Source organism: Flammeovirga sp. AWQ4_249, assembly GCF_056161045.1.
The window spans coordinates 1-19,821 of the sequence record NZ_JBSWYJ010000042.1 but is presented as its reverse complement, the minus strand read 5'-3'; the positions used below and the strand labels follow the sequence as shown (position 1 = coordinate 19,821).

Sequence of the window (19,821 nt, the reverse complement as noted above, 5' to 3'; positions counted from 1 at the left end):
ATAGAAAAAAGGTGTTTTATTCCTCTTCTAACTTTTCCATAATTACTGCACAAGAAGCATCTCCAGTAATGTTTACAGCGGTTCTAAACATATCAAAGATTCTATCTACACCAAAAATTAAAGGCAATGCTTCTACTGGTATACCTACAGCCATTAAAACAGCTACTGATAATAACGTAGGTCCTGGAACACCTGCAGTACCTACAGCTCCAAGCACTGAAGTAATTGCAATAGCGATATAATCACTAAACCCTAATTCAATACCGTACATTTGTGCAAAAAAGATTGCAACCATAGGATTAAAAACGGCATTTCCAGCCATATTAACTGTCGCTCCTAATGGTAATACAAATGAAGAAACTGATTTCTTGACATTCATATTTTTACAAGCTTCATAATTCAATGGTAATGTTGCCAATGAAGATGCAGATGATATCGCAAAGATTTGTGGTGTCAACATTTCTTTGATAAACTTAATACCTGATACATTACTTAATAAATGCACCAATCCACCAAATACAGGAAAAGCTACAATAAATAATGCGACCATATATAAGATAAATAGGTTACCAATATTGAATAAAACATCATATCCAAAAGTACCTACAGCATCAGCCATCAAACTCATTACTCCAAATGGAGCCAACCACATTACTTTGATGATCATCCATGTTAAGACATCATTCACGCCATCTACAAATTTACTTACAACTTCCCTTTTATCTTCAGGAAGTTTTCCGATACCGACTCCAAAGAATAATGAGAACATGATAATCTGTAAAATAGAACCTTCATTTAGTGATTTAAATGGGTTTGAAGGAATCACCCCTAATAGTGTGTCCCAAAAACCAACAACTTCACCTTTTTCTGTTAAACTAGAGTCCATTATTCCATTAGCTAATGATGACAAATCTAAACCTTTTCCTGGTTCAAAAATGACAGGTAATAGAATCCCAAAAAAGACAGCGATAAATGAAGTGACGCCAAAATAAGCGAAAGTTAAAGTACCTATTTTTCCAGCATTTTTTGATTGTCCTAAGGCTTGGGCTCCCATGATAATAGAGAAAAATACCAAAGGTACTACTAGCATGGAAAGTAATTTGATAAAGATTTTACCAATTGGTGCAATGACTGATACATCCTCTCCAAAGATGACACCTAGAATCACACCAAGAATCATAGCAATAAGTATAGCGATACCTAAATCTATTTTAAAAAATTTCATTTACCTCTTATTGATTAATAATATAAAATTTACATGTGCTCCGAAAGTTAATAGAATAATTAATAACCTCCTTACTAACAGATGTTATTCAATTTTAATACATAAAAAAAACCCTATCACGTTGCCGTAACAGGGTCTAAATTTCAATAGGTCTTTCCTTACATTCGTAAACTATTGTCTGTTGAATACGTAAGTGTATACCGGATAAACTACCTTAGTTTTTGCTGCAGCAGGAGTTGTATCATAAACTAATGTTACAACTGAAGCTTGAGCATCAGCGCTAACTGAACCAGAAGTCCATCCTAAAGCATTAAATGTTTCAACAGTGTAGTTACCATTCACGAATCCACTTGGCTCTAAATTCCAAGCTGGATCGATACCTGAAACTACAATGTTTCCATCAGATGATACTTCAATAGTAATATTTCCTGTAATAGTAGCTGGTTCTGTAACATTTTCCTGAGAGATATCACTAGGTTCAGCCACATAAGTAGCAGTAGTTACAGAAGGTCCATCTTCGCCACCATCATCACCACAGCTAGTAACAAATGTCATTAAGCCGATTAGTGAAAGAAAGTAAATTGCATTTTTCCAAATGTTTTTCATTACAATAGATTTTTAAGTTTTAGAATGTAATAGAGACAATTGAAATAAGGAGACCGACAAAAGCAAATATAATATAACTATATTAATATTTATAGCTTTCTATTAAAATAATTTCACTACAGAACTCATATTCATAGGGTTGGTTACTGCATATAATGACTATTTTCTCTTTACTTACCTCAGGCAACCATTGATGATACCATGCTATATTTTTTTGATCTAGATTACTTGTAGGTTCATCCAGAAACATTATTTGTGTTTCAGTAAAAAAAGATAATGCAAGTTTAAACTTCTGTTTCATTCCAGAAGAAAAGTCCTTAATCTGCTTATTTTGAGAACTTTTTAATCCTAAAATATCAATTATCTCATCATTACTTTTTGTAAAACCTCTTAATTTTCGATGAAAATCTAAATGTTCTATTAAAGTATACTCCTCTATAAGATCTGTATAAGGCCCTGTAAGCACAAGATGCTTCCAAATATCATCTACTAAGATTGTTTTATCTTGATCTTGATAAGTTATTTTTCCCTTAGATGGATCATTAATTCCAGCAATAATCTTTAAAAAAGTAGATTTACCACTACCGTTTCCTCCTGTAATTGCATAAGACTTACCACTTTCAAAAGTATAATTCACATCTCTGAAGATCCATTCTCTTGAAAATTTCTTACTTACATTCTCTAAAGTTATTTTCATAATCTTATCTAAAAACAAAATACCACTTCTTCATTTTCTATAATGAAAAAGTGGTATCTAAATCAATTTCTTAAGAAGGCTACTGTTTAGTAACCCTTGATGATTCCACGTTCAGAATTCTTTAAGAAGTCAAGAATAATATCACGCTCTTCAGAAGGTTCAATTTCTTGTTCAATCTGACGCATTGCTTCATTCATTGTAAAACCTCTTGTGTAAAGTAATCTGTACATCTCGTGAACTTCTTGAAGAGTATCTCCTTCAAAACCTCTTCTTCTTAGTCCTACAGAGTTGATACCACAGTAACTTAATGGCTCTCTTGCAGCTTTTACAAATGGAGGAACATCTTTTCTTACTAATGATCCACCACCAATAAATGCATGCTCACCAATTTTCACAAACTGATGTACTGCAGCAGTACCTGCAATAATTACATGGTTAGAAATTTCTACGTGACCTGCAATTTGAGTTGCGTTTGATAAAATACAGTTATCACCCATAATCACATCATGAGCAATATGTACATAGGCCATAAGCATACAGTTACTACCTACTACTGTTTTCATCTTATCAGTTGTACCCCTACTTACTGTCACACACTCACGTAAAGTGGTATTATCACCAATATAAGTTAAAGTTTTCTCACCTTTGAATTTCAAATCTTGAGGAACACCTGAAACTACTGCACCTGGAAAAACTTTTACATTCTTACCAATACGGGCACCATCCATGATAACAGCGTTGGGCCCTATCCAACTCCCTTCTCCAATTTCAACATCACCTTGAATAGTAGCAAAAGGCTCTACTACTACACTGTCTGCAATTACTGCATCCGGGTGTATGTTTGTCATTGGATATTTTTCAGTGTAAGGATTTTTTGTCATTTTTTATATCAGACGGTAAAACTTACTATTACTAGAAAATTCACCTGTTTTTTACGTTAACTAAGATAATCTAACCGATGTAAATGCATCAATCACGTTAGAGCGCACAAATATATCAATTAAAAAGATGAGTTAAAAGTAAGTGTACCTTCAACTCATCTTCAATTGATTTATGAATTATCTTTTTTTACTAAACTTGCAGTCATGATCGCTTCAGTCACTAACTTGTTCCCTACATACGCTTGACCTTTCATTTTAGCAATACCTCTACGGATTGGCATTAATAACTCACATTTGATAATTAGTGTATCTCCTGGCATTACCATTCTACGGAATTTACACTCTTCAACACCTACAAAATAAGTCCAGTAATTTGAAGGATTATCAACTGTGTTAAGTACTAAGATACCACCAGTTTGTCCCATTGCTTCAATCTGTAATACACCTGGCATAACAGGGTTACTTGGGAAGTGACCTTGGAAGAATGGTTCGTTGATAGTTACATTTTTAACACCAATAACATAGTTATCTGTGATTTCAGTAATCTTATCAACCAATCTAAATGGATATCTATGAGGTAACATTTCCTCAATTTGATTTACATCATAAATTGGAGCTACTGTTGGGTCATAAGTAGGAACATTCTTTCTTGCTGACTTCAACATTAAACTCTTCAATTTACGTGCAAATGCTACGTTTGCTGCATGACCAGGTCTTGCTGCTAAAATTTGACCTTTAATTGGTCTACCTACTAATGCTAAATCACCAATTACATCAAGTAATTTATGACGAGCAGGCTCATTTGGATGACGTAACTGAACGTTATTTAAGATACCTTCGTCTGCAACTTCTACAGATGGCAACTCAAATAAATCAGCTAATTCATCTAAAGTCTCTTGATTTACAACTTGGTCAACCACAACAATTGCATTATTGAAGTTACCACCTTTGATAAGGTTAGCCTTACGTAATGCTTCTACTTCATGTAAGAAACAGAATGTTCTTGATGATGCAATCTCAGCTGCAAAATCTTCGATATTATTCAGAGCAGCATGTTGACTACCTAATACTGGAGAATTATAATCAACCATTACAGTTAATCTATAATCATTCAATGGTAGAGCTGCGATTTCTACTTTACGATCATCTTCTTTGTAGAATACACCTTCTGGCACTTCAAAGAAGTTTCTCAACATAGATTGTTCCTCAATACCTACTTCCATCAACGCTTCAACAAATTTGATAGAACTACCTTCCATAATCGGAGGTTCAGGACCATCAATTTGAATCAATACGTTGTCAATTTGTAAACCTACTAAAGCAGCTAAAACGTGTTCTACAGTATTTACTCTAGCTCCGTCCTGCTCAATAGTAGTTCCTCTTGAAACATCTACTACGTTATCAACATCACAATCAACGATTGGTTGACCTTCAATATCTACACGTTGGAATTTGTATCCGTGATTTTCAGGAGCTGGCATAAATACCATCTTACTGATTGCACCTGTATGAATACCTACGCCTTCTACAGTCACTGGCGCTTTTATAGTATGCTGTTTTGTATACATCATAAAATAGAATTGACAAGTTTACCCTGCCTAACTACTCGGTTAATTTCTAATATAATAGCCGTTGTTTTTCAACTCGGCTACAAACTTAATACTTTTTTCTCAAGATCTCTTACAATTCTTTGTAACTCAGGTAGCTTCCTGTAAACTGCAAAAGATTTTAAGTGTTCCATTTGAGGAATTGCAGGTGAACCCATGATTCTGCTACCAGAATCTTTTACAGTTTGTGCTAATCCTGATTGTGCTGCTACCATAGTTCTATCAGCAACTTTAATGTGACCTGATACACCTACTTGACCGCCAATCATACAATTTGCACCAACTTCGCTTGAGCCAGAAACACCTGTTTGAGATGCAATCACTGTATTTTCACCAATAATTACATTGTGAGCAATTTGAATTAAATTATCCAATTTGACACCTTTTTTCAGAACAGTAGATCCCATTGTTGCTCTATCAACAACAGTATTTGCTCCGATATCTACATTATCTTCTAATATAACATTCCCGATTTGTGGAATTGTTTTATATGTTCCATCTTTTTGAGGAGCAAAACCAAAACCATCTGAACCGACTACTGCACCAGCTTGTAATGTACAATTGTTACCCAGTTTAGATCCATGACAGATTTTTACGCCTGCATATAAAACACAGTTATCTCCAATTTCTACACCTTCACCAATGAATACTTGAGGGTGAATTTTTACATTCTTGCCTATTTTAACTCCTCTAGAAATGTAAGTAAAAGCACCAACATAAGCCGTTGCTTTATCCATTTCAACTGATTCGTCAATAAAAGCAGGTTGTTCAATACCTACTTTTGCTAAGCTTAGCATTCTTTGATATTCTGTAAGTAAATCAGTAAAGCCCGCATATGCATCTTCAACAACAATCATTGCACATGGCACTTCCTGTTTGGGTTCGAATCCTTTGCTAACAATTACAGCACTTACCTTGGTTGAATAGAGATACTCTTCGTATTTCATATTTGCAAGGAAAGATATAGCATTAGCATCTCCCTCTTGGATTTTTGCAATGGCCGAAATCTTCGCATTCGGATCTCCACCCACTACTTCACCTTGTAGTAAAGCTGCAATCTGTTGTACTGTAATCTCTAATTTCATAATATGTTTTCTATGTAATTTTATAGAAAATTAACTCAGTATTATTTAGCTAAATATAGAATTCAGCCAAAAAATCACGCTAAGATACAATTTTGGGTTGGCATAGATAATATTTTGTGACAATTTTCGTCAAAACTTCAATATTAGGTAAATCAGAAGCCTCTGAAATATCAACAATCTCCCCTTTCTTTTTTAATACCTTAATATTCTCTTTATCAGATGTATACGCTGAATTACTAACCTCTCCAATAAAGGTCAAATAAGGTATTTCATCCTTGTCAAAACCATTTCTTAATAAATGTTTCTCGATTGATTTTAACCTTTTTTGTGGGATTTTTTCGGTAGACATTTCCAAATCAAAGAGTTTTCTATTCAAAAGACCATCAATAAGATAGCTTAAAACTTTATCATCAGAATTTCTCCACTGTTTAATCGCAGACCATATGTTATAATCATCAAGTTGTAAGTAATGTTCCAATATTGAAGGATCCTTTTTAAAATCTTTTCTTGAAACTTCATTAGTTAAGAAAAATTTCAAATCATCATCACAAGCTAAGTCATACCCTTCTGATAAAAGATGTTTTGCTCTTTTGACTACACTTTGTAACATTAATTCAGCAGCAAGTCCAGTCTTATGAAGATAAACTTGCCAATACATCATTCTTCTAGCATTCAAAAAACGATCTATACTATAGACACCTTTTTCCATTACTACAATCTCATCATTATGCACTTGCAACATTCTAATGATTCGATCTGCTCCTACACTTCCTTCTACTACTCCAGAAAAGAAACAATCTCTTTGTAAATAATCTAATCGATCCATATCTAATTGACTAGATAAAAGATCATGAAAAAACTTACGTTTATAGGTTCCTTCGAAAATAGAAATTGCTAATTTTAATGCACCATCAAACTCTTCATTAAGTTTATACATTAAAAACGAAGTCAATTCTTCATGATGAATGTTAATTAGAATATATTCTAATGAGTGAGAAAAAGGGCCATGTCCCAAATCATGCAAAAGTATTGCAATCATTGCTGCTTCTTTTTCCTTTTTAGAGATCTTTGTTCCTTTCCTTTTTATAGACTCTAAAGCCAATTTCATTAAATGCATTGCACCCAATGCATGACTAAAACGGGTATGCTGAGCCCCAGGGTATACAACACTTGATGTCCCCATTTGTTTAATCCGGGTAAGTCTTAAAAAAATGGGATGATTTACTAATTCTAAAATCAATTCAGAATCTATAGTCACAAATCCGTAAATAGGATCATTTATCATCTTGTATACCATATATTTTTCATTAATTAAAACCTCTTTCCAATGCTTAACTGGAATTCTAAACGAGAATAATCAACATCTACAATTGGGTAAATTAATACTGTTTCACCATTTACAATAGCATTATCTTCCAATTGATATGGAACTTCAGTTCCAGTCCAAGCACTATATATTACAGAAAAATCTGCATAAAACTTATTATTTCTAAAGCCTAACCCTCCAGAGTACAATGATTTACTTTGATCTACTAATTGATATTCCTCTTTTGTAGGATCTTGATAATAAGCATATCCCGCTCTTAACATAAATTGCTTATTAATTCTATATTCGGCTCCCACTCTAATATTAACAGTATTTCTATACTCTTCATTTAAAATATAATTATCTCCCTCAAAGTTCAGTGGCTCCTCTAAAGGGTCATAAGTATATTCAAAGTAATAGGTTGTTCCTTTACTAATTTTCATAGCAGAATACCCTACATATTCAACATCCATTGTAATAAAACCTTTCTTTCCCAAGAAACCTGAAATACCACCAGAAGCTTTCCATGGTGTTGTCATATTATATCTTGTACGAATTTCTTCATGAGTAGCTGTTCTGACTCCTGAATAATTATCTGTCGTATTTGAGGCATTAGGGTTATACAATGGAACTCCAGCAGGATTATAAACATAATCAGGTTGACCATCAGGGAAATTATCTGGATTAAAATGCTCTTCTTGATACTCAGAATCATTCCATGAATAACTAGCATTTTTATATAAAGATGCTGAATAGTAATCATTCAAGCCATACCATGTTGGTGAAGTATATGTCGCCCCTATACGAAGTGCGTCAATTGGCCTCCAAATTATACCAGCTTGTAAGTTAACTCCCCAACCTGTTGTTCTAAAGTTTTCTTTTAAACCCAATTCTGTCAATTCTGTATCTCTCAATTCAACATATTGCGTAGTTCTTTGATAATTGATATTCTGAATTCCGATTTTGCCACCAATATAGAGTTTATCATCAAAATTACCTCCGTATGCTAATGCTGTTTCATATTGTCCTCCACGAGTTTCTACCAATTGAGAACGTTGAGTAACTTTGGAAGTTGTAAATCCATCAGCATCACGATCAAGATTATAATAGTAGTAATTTGGATCATTATAAGCTGGATCACTACCTGATCGATTATAAATTGGTTTAATTAAGTCTAATGCATAAGCCATTCCTGCAAAAGATGTTGCCCCATACATTTTTTCTTCATCCATGAATGCCTGATTATATCCATAAGATGCTTCTTCAAATGCATTAAGTAATGAAGTTGGATTATCTCTGTAATCAACATAGGAAACATCACTATTATAATCTGCAATTCGATTAAATGTTATAGCAAAAGCTCCACCTCTCCATTTGCTACTATTATTTGTAGATGATTTAGAATTTGAAAATACCATTCCTAATTCTGGCAAATAAAATCTTGACTGTCCTGCATCACCTTCTACTCCAGTTTGAGTAGTTGAAGTATTAGTAAGACCTACACCCATTGAAATGTGGTATTCAGATTTACGCATAAAACCTAAACCGGCAGGATTAAGCATAGCATGTGATATATCTCCTCCTAAAGAAACACCTGCTCCTCCAATACCTCTTATTCGTGCGGAGCCAATAGGGTTTTGTTGAGAAAATCGAACGGCATCTTTATAATATCCAACAGGATAAAATTCAGACTGTGCATTAACTGATAGAGATAAGATAAAAGTTAATACTATTAATAAAATTGGTTTGATAAGATTTCTAATATACATATCTAACGTAAATGAATGTCTAAAAAATAGGGGAGAAAGGAAGTTTGTTATCTGGGTTGAAAGATACAAAAAAGGATGTCTCTTTACGAAACATCCTTAATATTTTTTTAAACTTAAAAACTTATCTTCTACGTACTGATCGTCCTGCTGATCCAGAACTTCTACCACCTCCCATAGATGATGGAGAAGTTGTCCTGAAAGATGAATTTGTATTAGACGGTCTTCTGAAAGAATTATTATTAAATGGATCGCTACTTGGTCTAGAAGCTCCCCAATTATTTGTTGATCTTGATTGAGTACTTGAAGGTCTTCTTGTTGTCCCTACTCCATTCGTTGCCATTGCATTTTTGTATCTCTCTGGATATTTAACTCCGCTAATTTGAGAAGTTGGTCTTTGTGCAACTCTTGGGTTTTGACGCGCAGGATTAGCAGGTAGGTAAACTGGATAACCACCATAACCATATCTTGGGTCATATCCATAACCAGGATAACCACCATACCCATAGCCTGGATAGCCTCCATAACCATAGCCAGGGTAACCATAACCTGGATACATTCCACCCATACCATAACCTGGGTAGCCGTAGCCTGGATACATTCCACCCATACCATACATAGGATAGCCATAGCCTGGATACATAGTTCCCATACCGAAACCTAATCCTAAGCTGAAGGCAGAATTATTTCCGAAACCAATTCCGATACTTGTTCCTGTACCATAAGTACCTGCACTCATTCCTAAAGAAACAGATGGGTTAGAGAAAAATCCTCCACTGTTACCATTTCCACCTTGTTGTTGTTCTTCGATAGACATTCCTTGAGTTGCCTCCATATAAGCATTTCCTGTTGTAGGAATTGAAGATGGAATTACTCCTCCGTCTTCAGTAGCATAATATTGGTAACCATATCCAGTTCCTACTCCATCAGGATTTGAGAAACGACTATGTTGTGCTTGTTGTCTTTCAGGTGTATTAGGGAAATCATGTTCCCCAATACCCATTGGTATAGCAGCAGGTTTTGCACTTAATGCCTCACGGTCAGCTTTTGTAAAGTACATATCATCATACTCCTGTCCAAAAGCAGAAGTCATCACAAATAATGCACTAATAGCTGTATATATCCATTTATTCATAATAAACGTAGTTACTATTTTATAAAATCATCAATAGGAGCAAAATTCTATTATATTTGTGTTCCAATTTGAACGCAAAATAATAGGTTAGGTTTAGCTTATCAGACAAATATAAGAATTATAAGCAATATATCATTATCTTTAACAGTTCAAATGGCAATTTATATACTTGATTGTAACCACTTTCAGATATTTTTATAGATCATGGCAAAAGGCTTACCAAAAAGAAGCGACGATTATTCAGCTTGGTATAACGAGTTGGTAAAAAAAGCAGATCTTGCTGAAAATTCAGCAGTACGTGGATGTATGGTAATTAAACCATATGGATACGCGATCTGGGAAAAAATGCAACAGACATTAGACAAAATGTTCAAGGATACTGGACACTCTAATGCTTATTTCCCATTGCTTATCCCTAAGTCTTACTTAAGTAAAGAGGCTGACCACGTAGATGGATTCGCTAAAGAATGTGCGGTTGTAACTCACTACCGCCTAAAAAATGCAGAGGATGGTTCAGGTGTTGTTGTTGACCCTGAAGCTAAGTTGGATGAGGAATTAATCGTTCGCCCTACTTCTGAAACGGTAATCTGGAGTACTTACAAAAACTGGATTCAGTCTTACAGAGACCTTCCATTATTAGTAAACCAATGGGCTAATGTAATGCGTTGGGAAATGCGTACACGTTTATTCCTACGTACTTCTGAGTTCTTATGGCAAGAAGGACACACTGCTCACGCTACTGAAGGTGAAGCTGTTGCTGAAACAAAACAAATGTTAGAAGTATATGCTGATTTTGCTGAAAATTTCATGGCAGTTCCTGTAGTAAAAGGTGTAAAAACAGCTAATGAAAGATTCGCAGGTGCTGTAGACACTTTCTGTATCGAAGCAATGATGCAAGATGGTAAGGCTCTACAAGCGGGTACTTCTCACTTCTTAGGTCAAAACTTTGCTAAAGCATTTGATGTAAAGTTCTCTGACAAAGACAATAAATTAGAGCATGTTTGGGGTACATCATGGGGTGTTTCTACCCGTTTAATGGGTGCATTAATCATGGCTCATTCAGATGATGAAGGTTTAGTATTACCTCCAAAATTAGCTCCAATACAAGTAGTTATTGTACCGATTTACAAAGGTCAAGAGCAATTGGATGCTATCGCTGAGAAAGTAAAAGTGATTCAAAAAGAATTACAAGCACTAAATATTTCAGTGAAATTTGATGACAGAGACTCTTTACGTCCTGGTTTCAAATTCGCAGATTGGGAATTAAAAGGTGTTCCTGTTCGTATGGCGATGGGACAACGTGACCTAGAAAACGGCACAGTTGAGATTGCTAGACGTGATACAAAAGAAAAGAACACTTATCAATTGGACAATGTTGTTGAAACTGTTCAACAATTATTAGAAGATATCCAAGCAAATATCTTCAAGAAAGCATTTGATTATCGTGAAGAACATATCACTGAAGCAAATACTTTCGAAGAGTTCAAAGATCTTCTTGAAAACAAAGGTGGATTCATTGCAGCACACTGGGATGGAACAACTGAAACTGAAGAGAAAATCAAAGATTTAACAAAGGCGACAATTCGTTGTATTCCTTTAAATAATAAGCAAGAGGAAGGTAAATGTATCCTTACAGGAAACCCTTCTACGCAAAGAGTATTGTTTGCAAAAGCTTACTAGAAATAAATTTCCGCTTTTTGAAGTATTTTAATTAGCGAAATAATTATATTAAACGGATGGCATATGTACCTTACAAATGCTATCCGTTTTGTTTACTTTCAGTATTTTAATTAAATAAATTATGGACCATCTTAATCCAGTAATTATTCTTGGTGCTAGCGGTATGGGTAAAGCAGCACTAGATATTTTCAAAAGTCAAGATATTCTTGTTTACTGTTTCTTGGATGCTGACGAAGAACTTCATGGTGCTGAAATTGGTGAAGTATCTGTAATGGGATCTCCTGAAAATAGCGGTTTTCTAAAGCATATCGGAAAGAAATGTGATGCTTTTGTTGCTATTGAAGATCATGACGCCCGTCAAAAAGCAGTAAAAATGCTTAAGGAAAAAAGAAAAGCAATGCCTGTCAATGCTATTCATAAGGATGCAAGCATTTCTTCTTCTGCTTTTCTAGGATATGGTAATTTTATTAATGCAGGTGCGAGAATTGGCTATGATGCTAAAGTTCCTGAAAATTGTATCATCCATAGCAATGCTGTATTAGAACATAATGTTACTTTGGAAGATTTTGTTTCTGTTGGATCAGGTGCAATCATTGGGTCAGGTGCAAAAATCGGAAAAGGTGCATTCATTGGGTCAGGTGCTATTATTTCATCCAATGTTGTGGTAGGTGAAAATGCTCAAATTGCTCCAGGATCACTTGTAATGACAGAGGTTAAACCTAATACAACTGTATTTGGAATGCCTGCAAAAGAAATATAAATGAATAAAGAATTAAGAGTTAAGAATGAAGAACGTAGTAACATATGTTCAGTTCTTAACTCTTAATTTTTAACGCTTACTCTAATGAGACTCATCTCCCATCCTGTATTATGCAACTATTATGTAACCTATAGATGCAATGCAAAATGCCATTTTTGTGATATATGGGAAAAACCTTCACCTTATATTACTCTAGAACAAGCTGAACAAAATTTCAAAGATTTAAAAAAGCTTGGGGTGAAAGTTATTGACTTTACAGGAGGTGAACCGCTACTACATCAAGAACTACATCAACTGCTTTCTTTAGCCAAAAAATATGGCTTTATCACAACCGTTACTTCCAACGGTTTACTTTACCCTAAAAGAGCAAATCAACTGAAAGGGTTGATCGATATGCTACATTTCTCTTTAGATTCGTCAGACCCTCAAAAACATGATGAAGGACGTGGTGTAAAGTGCTTTAATAAAGTATTAGAATCCATTGATATCGCATTATCTCTAGGAGAAAGACCAGATATACTATTTACGGTAATGGATGACAATATCGATGAGATAGAAGAAATATATAAATCAATTACCTTACCTAATAATCTTGTATTAATCTTAAACCCTTTGTTCTCATACGGTGATATAGGAGGAGGCCTATCTAACACTACAATTAAAAAATTAGAGAAATGGTTCTCTAAGAAAAAAGTATTTCTGAATGATGCTTTAATTAGTCTTAGAAAAAATGGAGGTAATAAAACAGAAGATCCTGTTTGTAAAGCTGCAAGTACAAGTATTGTTATTTCTCCAAAAAATGAATTGATTCTTCCTTGTTATCATCTTGGCACTAAAAAATTTCCCATTGACAACAAACTAGTTGAGTTATATCAATCAAAACCTATTCAAACAATCATTCAACAAGAAGGAAAACTTCCCGAATGTGAAGGATGTGCAATCAACTGCTATATGCAACCTTCTTTTAGTGTTGAAATCAATAAATATTTCTGGCAATCCCTACCAAGTACTTTCAAATACAACTTCTGGAAAGGAACTTGGAAAAATCTTTTAAAATAAAAAAGCCAAGATTAAATAAATAACCTTGGCTTCAATGTTTTTCAACTTTAGCTTTAATCTAAAATTAAGCAGCTAATTTATTAACGTGCTTAGCTAATTTAGATTTTTTGTTTGCTGCATTCTTGTTATGAATGATGTTACGCTTAGCTAACTTATCAATCATAGATGCAACTTTGTTATAAAGCTCAACAGCCTCACCGTGATCTTTTGTTTCACGTAAACGCTTAACAAAAGTACGAGTAGACTTAAGTTGATATCTATTTCTCAAGCGTTTCGCTTCGTTAGAGCGAATTCTCTTTTTTGCTGACTTATGATTTGCCATTATATATATGTATTAAAATTCTTAGATAAAGTCTGGAATACAATTCTCACGAACTTCTCCCAAACGGAATGCAAAAATATTGTATTTATAATTAATAAACAAGTATGTTGTACGTTAACAACGATAAATATCTACTATCTATCAGTCTATTACCTCAAAATTCGTATATTTTTGCAATACTTTAGGAATCATTATGCCTTTTTCTGTCTGATTATTTTCTAAAATTGCCGCTAAAACTCTTGGCAATGCTAGAGCTGAACCATTCAAAGTATGTAATAATGAAGTCTTTTTGTTATTATCTCTATATCTCAATTTCAAGCGATTAGCTTGGTAGTTACCAAAGTTACTGATTGAACTAACTTCTAACCAACGATCCTGAGCTGCTGAGTAAACCTCTAAGTCATAGCATAAGTTTGCATTAAAACTAAGGTCACCACTACATAATAAAAGACGACGGTAAGGAAGTTCTAATTTTTCCAATAACATTTCAACATGTTTCGTCATTCTTTCGTGTGCTTCTTCAGAATCTTCAGGTTTTTGTACTTCTACAATCTCAACCTTATCAAACTGATGCAATCTATTCAATCCTCTTACATGAGCACCCCATGAACCTGCTTCACGTCTGAAACAAGGCGTATGTCCTGCCATTTTCTTTGGTAAATCATTCTCCTGTAATAATTCACCTCTAAACATGTTTGTAATTGGCACCTCTGCAGTAGGTATTAAATATAAATCATCTGCACCCATATAATACATTTGACCTTCTTTATCTGGAAGTTGACCAGTACCATAACCAGATGCTTCATTAATAACAATTGGAGGTTGTACTTCTGTATATCCAGCCTTAGCCGCTTCATCAAGGAAGAAGCTGATTAAAGCTCTTTGGATACGAGCACCTTTACCTTTGTAAAATGGGAAACCAGCACCTGTTACTTTATTTCCTAATTCAAAGTCAATAATATCATATTGTTCAATAAGCTCCCAGTGTGGTTTAGCACCATCATGTAAAGTAGGCTTATCTCCCTTTTCGTACATTACTTCATTATCTTCATCTGTTTTACCTACTGGCACCTGTTTTCTAGGAATATTTGGTATTTGATAAAGTAATTGTTGTAATTCTCCTTCAAGTTCAGCCACCTTAGAGCTTAAATCTTTAGCTTTTTGCTTATTTTCGGCAGCAGAAGCTTTTGCTAATTCAGCTTGGTCCTTTTGACCTGACTTCATCAGCATACCAATCTCCTTAGCACTTTTGTTTGCTTCAGCTAAAGCGTCGTCTCTATCTTTTTGAGCTTTACGTCTTTCTTCGTCTAACTCAAGAACTTTATTTACTGTTGCTTCTGGTTCGTTGAAGAATCTTTTTTGTAATCCTTCAATAACATCAGCTTTATTTTCAGATATATATGAAACTAATAACATTTTGTCTGTATTATTTGAAATTCAGATGCAAATATAGTTAACTTTTAGGTGGAGAACTCACTTAACACTTGTGAAAAAATTGAATTTACCCTAAAAACTACCCATGAATCCACACTTATTGGAATATACATCAATCATTGCCTACATAATCACAGGAATAGTTGCTGGTATAGTCAACACTTTAGCTGGTGGTGGATCACTTTTCACACTCTCTTTACTAATGTTTTTAGGTATGCCTGTGGGTATGGCAAATGGCACAAATAGACTAGGAATTTTATTTCAAAACTTTACTGGTGCCTATACATTTCATAAAAATAAATTACTAGATGTTCCATCTTCATTAAAATATTTAATTCCATCACTTATAGGTGCTGTCGTTGGTGCATTTACGGTAGCTGACATTGATGAACAAACCCTACAATACATTATTGGAAGTTTAATGGTTTGTATGTTAATACCAATTTTCAAGAAAAAAAAAGAAAATACTCCAATCACATTTAGTAGTTCACAAAAACCTAAATTTACCATTTGGAGAGATAATCTAATTTTCTTTGCGATAGGCTTTTATGGAGGATTTGTTCAAGCAGGAATAGGCATTATGATCTTGGTAGCGGTCTCGAACTTAGGTAAAATGACACTTATCAGAGCTAACGCTATCAAAATGTTGATAATAGCAACTTATACCCTGCCTGTTTTCATTGTTTTTTTAATAAAAGGGCAAGTTATGTGGATTGCTGCCATTCTACTTGCTGTCGGACAAGTGATAGGCACATGGTTTGCAGGTAAATTTGCATCAGGATCAGATAAAGCAAACGTTTTCATTAAATGGCTGCTAGTTGGTATGGTCGTGATTTCAATTTTCAAAATGTTTGGTATTTCGGCATGGCTCATCAATTATATTCAATAAATAGATACTTTTTCCTTTTAATTAGTACACTAATTATTACTGTAGTTACTACAAATAGCTCTTTGGCTCAAAATTACAAAGGCGATAATCCTAGTAATAAAAGTCATAGTGAAGAAGTACGTGATTATCAAAAAAGAAATAGTAAAGCAAGAAGAGAAGGGAATAAACCACTCAATAAACAGGCTACTAAGAAAAAAAAGAAAAGAGCAGGTAAGATCAATACTGATATTAAATTTTCAGATGACGCTAGAAAAAGTGTATCTAAAGATTTAAAAAAATTCAAACCCCATGTAAAAGCTACTTCTCCAAAACAAAAGAAGAAGGCGAACAAAAAGAAGTTTGGCAATGCTGTTGAAGTTGTAGTCGATAAAGACAAAGGAAAGAAAATGAATAAGGCTGCTGCAAATCAGAAAGGATATGTAGTAGTTGAAAAAAATCCAGGAAGAAAAGTAGGTAGAGAAGCGGCTCAATACAAAGGCTATGTTGTGGTAGAAAAGAAACCAGGGAGAAAAGTTGCTAGAGAAGCTTATCAATATAGAGGATACGTAGTTGTCGATAGATCAAGAAATAGACGAATTGCACGACAAGCGGCAAACTACAGACCAAATTATATAAAAGTAAAACAGCAATTATCTTTAACAAAAATGTACTATGGTAAAGGTCATGGTAAAAACGCCTACAAATACGTACAAAAGAAACGTTTTGCTCCACATTTTAAAAATGTTCAACAACACACTACAAAGGGTAAAAGTAATAGTATGAAACAAAAACCTTTGAAGTATACATATTCTAAAGAGGAAATTGAGATCTGGAATTAGTACTTTCTTATGTATTCATCCAAACCAAAATAAAAGGAAGTACAAAAAACAAAACAAAAAGATATACAAACCCAAATATTCTATCTTTAGCTGCTAGGTAACCTAATTTCTTAGCATACCATACTGGCAATTGTTTCAATTTAGGAATCGTAGTAAATATTATAACACCTAATACATTAAACAATACGTGCGTTAATGCGATTTCAACCCCAAACTCTGTACCTGTTGCCAATGCAGCAAATAATGCTGTAATCGTTGTTCCTACATTGGCTCCCATTATAAACATATAAGCCCTAGATAAAGATATTTTCTTACTTGCTGTTAGGGGGACAATCAATGAAGAGGTAATCGAACTTGATTGAACAATAGCCGTTAATGAAAGACCTGAAATCAAGCTTATAAAATCATTTTTAAAGAATACAGAACCTGACTTGACTTGAGAATTAGTGATAAATACCTCTTTGGTCATTCCTCCTATTAATTTCAATGATACAATCATCATTATTACCGAAACACCTAAAATAAGCCATGGATATTGCTGAATAGGATCAAATAATAAATGTGTGATTTTATCTGCTCCAATATTTATTCCTTCGAATTTAGGATTTGCAATTGGTATATCAGAAGTGAAAAATTTACTTGCAATTTCCTGAGATAATCTAGATAAGAAACCCGTTGTTAATTCTAATGGTAGAAATATAAGTGCTGAAAATATATTGAAAAAATCATGTAAAGCAGCTCCTGAAAGTGCTCTCATGAATATACTTTTATTATCTATATAACTTAAAGCTACTATTGTACTAGTGACAGTTGTACCAATATTGGCACCCATGACAATAAACACAGCATCATCAAGAGACACTTTTCCTAACCCAACAGCACCAACTACAATCGCAGTAACTGCTGAACTGCTTTGAAAAACTGCAGCTCCTAAAAGTCCGATAAAGAAATATATAAATGGATTATGCTCCGCTGCAACCAGTTGTTCAGCTAATCCCCCACCTAGTAGAGTAAATGCAAACTTCATCGTTCCAAATGATACAAACATTAAATAAAATGCACATATCACAAAAATTGACTTCTTTGCTACTACTCTATAATCAACATTTCCCAAGTTTATATTGTTTATTGCTTGTTTCAAGTATAAAAACTAGTCTATTTTAGTAAGTTTGTAAAGTTAATAAATAGAAGTGTTTCCACTACTCTATCTAATATTAATAAAAAATGAATTAATATCCCCGAGTAGTACAATTTATCACTTTTTTCTTTCCATTTAAATTATTTCAAGCGTGAAATTATTTCTAATTCCAAGTTTACTTGCCGCAGACCGTTACGATGTTTTACCTAAAGAAACTCAAGATGCGATCAAAAACACTAAATATTATCTTGTCGAAGATCTTAGGACTGCAAGGCGTTTTATTGGTGGATGGAAAATTGAAGGGATTACTGTACAAGAATTAAACTTTCAAATCTTAGATAAAAAGACAAAACCAGAACAGGTCAAAAATCTTTTTAATAATATACCTAGTGGTGAGAATGTTGGAGTAATTTCTGAAGCTGGATGCCCAGGTGTTGCTGATCCAGGTGCATTAGCTGTACAGTTTGCTCATAAAAATAAAATTAAAGTAAAACCACTTGTTGGCCCATCATCAATACTTCTTGCTCTTATGGGATCAGGATTAAGTGGTCAAAAATTCGCTTTCCATGGATATATGCCTATCCAAAAAGTTGAAAAAATTAAAGCATTAAAAAGACTAGAAACAGAATCTACCAAATTCTATCAAGCTCAGATCTTTATGGAAACACCATTTAGAAATACTGCTATGTTAGAAGACCTATATGAAAATCTAAACCCAAACACAAGATTATGTATTGCTTCTAATATTCAAGCTGAAGATGAATACATAAAAACATTTACTTTAAAGGAGTGGAAATCAAAAAAAATAGATATTCATAAAAAGCCCACGATATTTATACTTCAAGCATAATGTTACGAGAACGATAATTTCTCTTACTATTTATTGAAATTTTAAAAAGCTTCCAATGAAAATTAGAAGCTTTTTTCATTTTACTATATCACTTATTAATAAATTACTAATTAACACTTATTATTAGAATACACCAATATTAATTTGACAACAAATAGAGTACATTTTTATAAATATCATAAATATTAAATTATTTTATTGAAAAGTTTGCAGATAAAAGTATTATTCTTTTACTTTGTATCAACATCAAGGGTAAAAGATTAAACGAATCGCAGTTACCCTTCAAAAAATTGAAATAATACTGTAAGGTGATGAAACTGGCAGACATGCCCTCCTGTCTCGGGGGTGGAGAGTCTACGATAAACGCTTGGTAATGGGTTGACCACTAAACGTGCGATGCACACACGATTTGTCAAGAGGCTAAGTACTCCGTGAAGGTTCGAATCCTTCCCTTACAGCTAGTTAGAAAAGAACGTTTTCTAATTCTTTTGATATAACACTGTAAGGTGATGAAACTGGCAGACATGCCCTCCTGTCTCGGGGGTGGAGAGTCTACAATAAAC

General features: G+C 33.9%; 18 protein-coding genes. 6 read left to right on the top strand and 12 right to left on the bottom strand.

The genetic code is table 11. From position 1 onward, the window contains the following. Positions 1 to 16 precede the first annotated feature (16 nt). From ACXAHM_RS21385 to ACXAHM_RS21345, 9 genes are all read right to left on the bottom strand, one after another. The gene (locus tag ACXAHM_RS21385; RefSeq protein WP_474964581.1) at positions 17 to 1,225 is read right to left on the bottom strand and encodes a dicarboxylate/amino acid:cation symporter; all 1,209 of its coding nucleotides are present in this window, start codon (positions 1,223 to 1,225) and stop codon (positions 17 to 19) included. Positions 1,226 to 1,396: 171 nt separating this feature from the next. Beyond that, positions 1,397 to 1,831 carry a hypothetical protein gene (locus tag ACXAHM_RS21380; RefSeq protein ID WP_474964579.1) on the bottom strand — a complete coding sequence of 145 codons (435 nt, stop codon included), beginning with the start codon at positions 1,829 to 1,831 and terminating at the stop codon, positions 1,397 to 1,399. A gap of 82 nt (positions 1,832 to 1,913) precedes the next feature. Further along, a complete protein-coding gene (locus ACXAHM_RS21375) occupies positions 1,914 to 2,528 on the bottom strand; it encodes an ABC transporter ATP-binding protein (RefSeq protein WP_474964577.1) in 615 nt (204 codons plus the stop codon). A gap of 86 nt (positions 2,529 to 2,614) precedes the next feature. Next, the gene (lpxA, locus tag ACXAHM_RS21370) at positions 2,615 to 3,376 is read right to left on the bottom strand and encodes an acyl-ACP--UDP-N-acetylglucosamine O-acyltransferase (RefSeq protein ID WP_474964575.1); all 762 of its coding nucleotides are present in this window, start codon (positions 3,374 to 3,376) and stop codon (positions 2,615 to 2,617) included. A gap of 203 nt (positions 3,377 to 3,579) precedes the next feature. Beyond that, entirely contained in the window at positions 3,580 to 4,977 is a 1,398-nt protein-coding gene (locus ACXAHM_RS21365) for a bifunctional UDP-3-O-[3-hydroxymyristoyl] N-acetylglucosamine deacetylase/3-hydroxyacyl-ACP dehydratase (protein WP_474964666.1), read from the bottom strand. A gap of 80 nt (positions 4,978 to 5,057) precedes the next feature. Then, positions 5,058 to 6,101: a UDP-3-O-(3-hydroxymyristoyl)glucosamine N-acyltransferase gene (gene lpxD / locus ACXAHM_RS21360; RefSeq protein WP_474964572.1), complete on the bottom strand. Its 1,044-nt coding sequence runs from the start codon at positions 6,099 to 6,101 to the stop codon at positions 5,058 to 5,060. A 79-nt stretch (positions 6,102 to 6,180) separates the two neighbouring features. Next, on the bottom strand, positions 6,181 to 7,284 hold the full coding sequence (locus ACXAHM_RS21355; protein WP_474964568.1) for an HD domain-containing protein: 1,104 nt from the start codon (positions 7,282 to 7,284) through the stop codon (positions 6,181 to 6,183). A 128-nt stretch (positions 7,285 to 7,412) separates the two neighbouring features. Further along, positions 7,413 to 9,176: an OmpP1/FadL family transporter gene (locus tag ACXAHM_RS21350; RefSeq protein ID WP_474964565.1), complete on the bottom strand. Its 1,764-nt coding sequence runs from the start codon at positions 9,174 to 9,176 to the stop codon at positions 7,413 to 7,415. 121 nt (positions 9,177 to 9,297) lie between these two features. Beyond that, positions 9,298 to 10,308, bottom strand: a complete 1,011-nt coding sequence (locus tag ACXAHM_RS21345; protein ID WP_474964562.1) for a hypothetical protein — start codon at positions 10,306 to 10,308, stop codon at positions 9,298 to 9,300. A 204-nt stretch (positions 10,309 to 10,512) separates the two neighbouring features. On the opposite strand from ACXAHM_RS21345, the gene proS reads away from it, so the two are divergent. The 3 genes from proS (at position 10,513) to ACXAHM_RS21330 (ending at position 13,807) form a co-directional block, all read left to right on the top strand. Beyond that, the gene (gene proS / locus ACXAHM_RS21340; RefSeq protein WP_474964558.1) at positions 10,513 to 11,988 is read left to right on the top strand and encodes a proline--tRNA ligase; all 1,476 of its coding nucleotides are present in this window, start codon (positions 10,513 to 10,515) and stop codon (positions 11,986 to 11,988) included. A 121-nt stretch (positions 11,989 to 12,109) separates the two neighbouring features. After that, on the top strand, positions 12,110 to 12,748 hold the full coding sequence (locus tag ACXAHM_RS21335; protein WP_474964554.1) for a NeuD/PglB/VioB family sugar acetyltransferase: 639 nt from the start codon (positions 12,110 to 12,112) through the stop codon (positions 12,746 to 12,748). A gap of 84 nt (positions 12,749 to 12,832) precedes the next feature. After that, positions 12,833 to 13,807 carry a radical SAM protein gene (locus tag ACXAHM_RS21330; protein ID WP_474964550.1) on the top strand — a complete coding sequence of 325 codons (975 nt, stop codon included), beginning with the start codon at positions 12,833 to 12,835 and terminating at the stop codon, positions 13,805 to 13,807. A 64-nt stretch (positions 13,808 to 13,871) separates the two neighbouring features. Here ACXAHM_RS21330 and rpsT read toward each other — a convergent pair whose 3' ends face one another. Next, complete coding sequence (gene rpsT / locus ACXAHM_RS21325; protein ID WP_062614566.1) at positions 13,872 to 14,129, bottom strand: 30S ribosomal protein S20; 258 nt, start codon at positions 14,127 to 14,129, stop codon at positions 13,872 to 13,874. Positions 14,130 to 14,270: 141 nt separating this feature from the next. Next, a complete protein-coding gene (gene serS / locus ACXAHM_RS21320) occupies positions 14,271 to 15,545 on the bottom strand; it encodes a serine--tRNA ligase (protein ID WP_474964546.1) in 1,275 nt (424 codons plus the stop codon). Positions 15,546 to 15,648: 103 nt separating this feature from the next. Here serS and ACXAHM_RS21315 point away from each other — a divergent pair, with 103 nt between their 5' ends. Both ACXAHM_RS21315 and ACXAHM_RS21310 read left to right on the top strand, forming a co-directional pair. Continuing rightward, positions 15,649 to 16,452 carry a sulfite exporter TauE/SafE family protein gene (locus ACXAHM_RS21315; protein ID WP_474964542.1) on the top strand — a complete coding sequence of 268 codons (804 nt, stop codon included), beginning with the start codon at positions 15,649 to 15,651 and terminating at the stop codon, positions 16,450 to 16,452. Beyond that, positions 16,371 to 17,270, top strand: coding sequence for a hypothetical protein (locus tag ACXAHM_RS21310; RefSeq protein WP_474964538.1), 900 nt, complete (start codon positions 16,371 to 16,373; stop codon positions 17,268 to 17,270). Before ACXAHM_RS21315 ends, ACXAHM_RS21310 begins: the two co-directional genes overlap by 82 nt. A 7-nt stretch (positions 17,271 to 17,277) precedes the next feature. Here the strand turns inward: ACXAHM_RS21310 and ACXAHM_RS21305 are convergent, their stop codons facing one another. Further along, positions 17,278 to 18,411, bottom strand: coding sequence for a Na/Pi symporter (locus tag ACXAHM_RS21305; protein ID WP_474964535.1), 1,134 nt, complete (start codon positions 18,409 to 18,411; stop codon positions 17,278 to 17,280). A gap of 148 nt (positions 18,412 to 18,559) precedes the next feature. Between ACXAHM_RS21305 and ACXAHM_RS21300 the strand changes: the two genes are divergently transcribed. Beyond that, on the top strand, positions 18,560 to 19,258 hold the full coding sequence (locus ACXAHM_RS21300) for an SAM-dependent methyltransferase (RefSeq protein ID WP_474964530.1): 699 nt from the start codon (positions 18,560 to 18,562) through the stop codon (positions 19,256 to 19,258). The last annotated feature ends 563 nt before the right edge of the window (positions 19,259 to 19,821 follow it).

Excerpts from the sequence above, each read along its gene's own strand:
- ACXAHM_RS21385 (WP_474964581.1), bottom strand. The coding sequence starts at position 1,225 with ATGAAATTTTTTAAAATAGATTTAGGTATCGCTATACTTATTGCTATG.
- ACXAHM_RS21380 (WP_474964579.1), bottom strand. The coding sequence starts at position 1,831 with ATGAAAAACATTTGGAAAAATGCAATTTACTTTCTTTCACTAATCGGC.
- ACXAHM_RS21375 (WP_474964577.1), bottom strand. The coding sequence starts at position 2,528 with ATGAAAATAACTTTAGAGAATGTAAGTAAGAAATTTTCAAGAGAATGG.
- lpxA (WP_474964575.1), bottom strand. The coding sequence starts at position 3,376 with ATGACAAACATACACCCGGATGCAGTAATTGCAGACAGTGTAGTAGTA.
- ACXAHM_RS21365 (WP_474964666.1), bottom strand. The coding sequence starts at position 4,977 with ATGTATACAAAACAGCATACTATAAAAGCGCCAGTGACTGTAGAAGGC.
- lpxD (WP_474964572.1), bottom strand. The coding sequence starts at position 6,101 with ATGAAATTAGAGATTACAGTACAACAGATTGCAGCTTTACTACAAGGT.
- ACXAHM_RS21355 (WP_474964568.1), bottom strand. The coding sequence starts at position 7,284 with ATGGGGACATCAAGTGTTGTATACCCTGGGGCTCAGCATACCCGTTTT.
- ACXAHM_RS21350 (WP_474964565.1), bottom strand. The coding sequence starts at position 9,176 with ATGTATATTAGAAATCTTATCAAACCAATTTTATTAATAGTATTAACT.
- ACXAHM_RS21345 (WP_474964562.1), bottom strand. The coding sequence starts at position 10,308 with ATGAATAAATGGATATATACAGCTATTAGTGCATTATTTGTGATGACT.
- proS (WP_474964558.1), top strand. The coding sequence starts at position 10,513 with ATGGCAAAAGGCTTACCAAAAAGAAGCGACGATTATTCAGCTTGGTAT.
- ACXAHM_RS21335 (WP_474964554.1), top strand. The coding sequence starts at position 12,110 with ATGGACCATCTTAATCCAGTAATTATTCTTGGTGCTAGCGGTATGGGT.
- ACXAHM_RS21330 (WP_474964550.1), top strand. The coding sequence starts at position 12,833 with ATGAGACTCATCTCCCATCCTGTATTATGCAACTATTATGTAACCTAT.
- rpsT (WP_062614566.1), bottom strand. The coding sequence starts at position 14,129 with ATGGCAAATCATAAGTCAGCAAAAAAGAGAATTCGCTCTAACGAAGCG.
- serS (WP_474964546.1), bottom strand. The coding sequence starts at position 15,545 with ATGTTATTAGTTTCATATATATCTGAAAATAAAGCTGATGTTATTGAA.
- ACXAHM_RS21315 (WP_474964542.1), top strand. The coding sequence starts at position 15,649 with ATGAATCCACACTTATTGGAATATACATCAATCATTGCCTACATAATC.
- ACXAHM_RS21310 (WP_474964538.1), top strand. The coding sequence starts at position 16,371 with ATGGCTGCTAGTTGGTATGGTCGTGATTTCAATTTTCAAAATGTTTGG.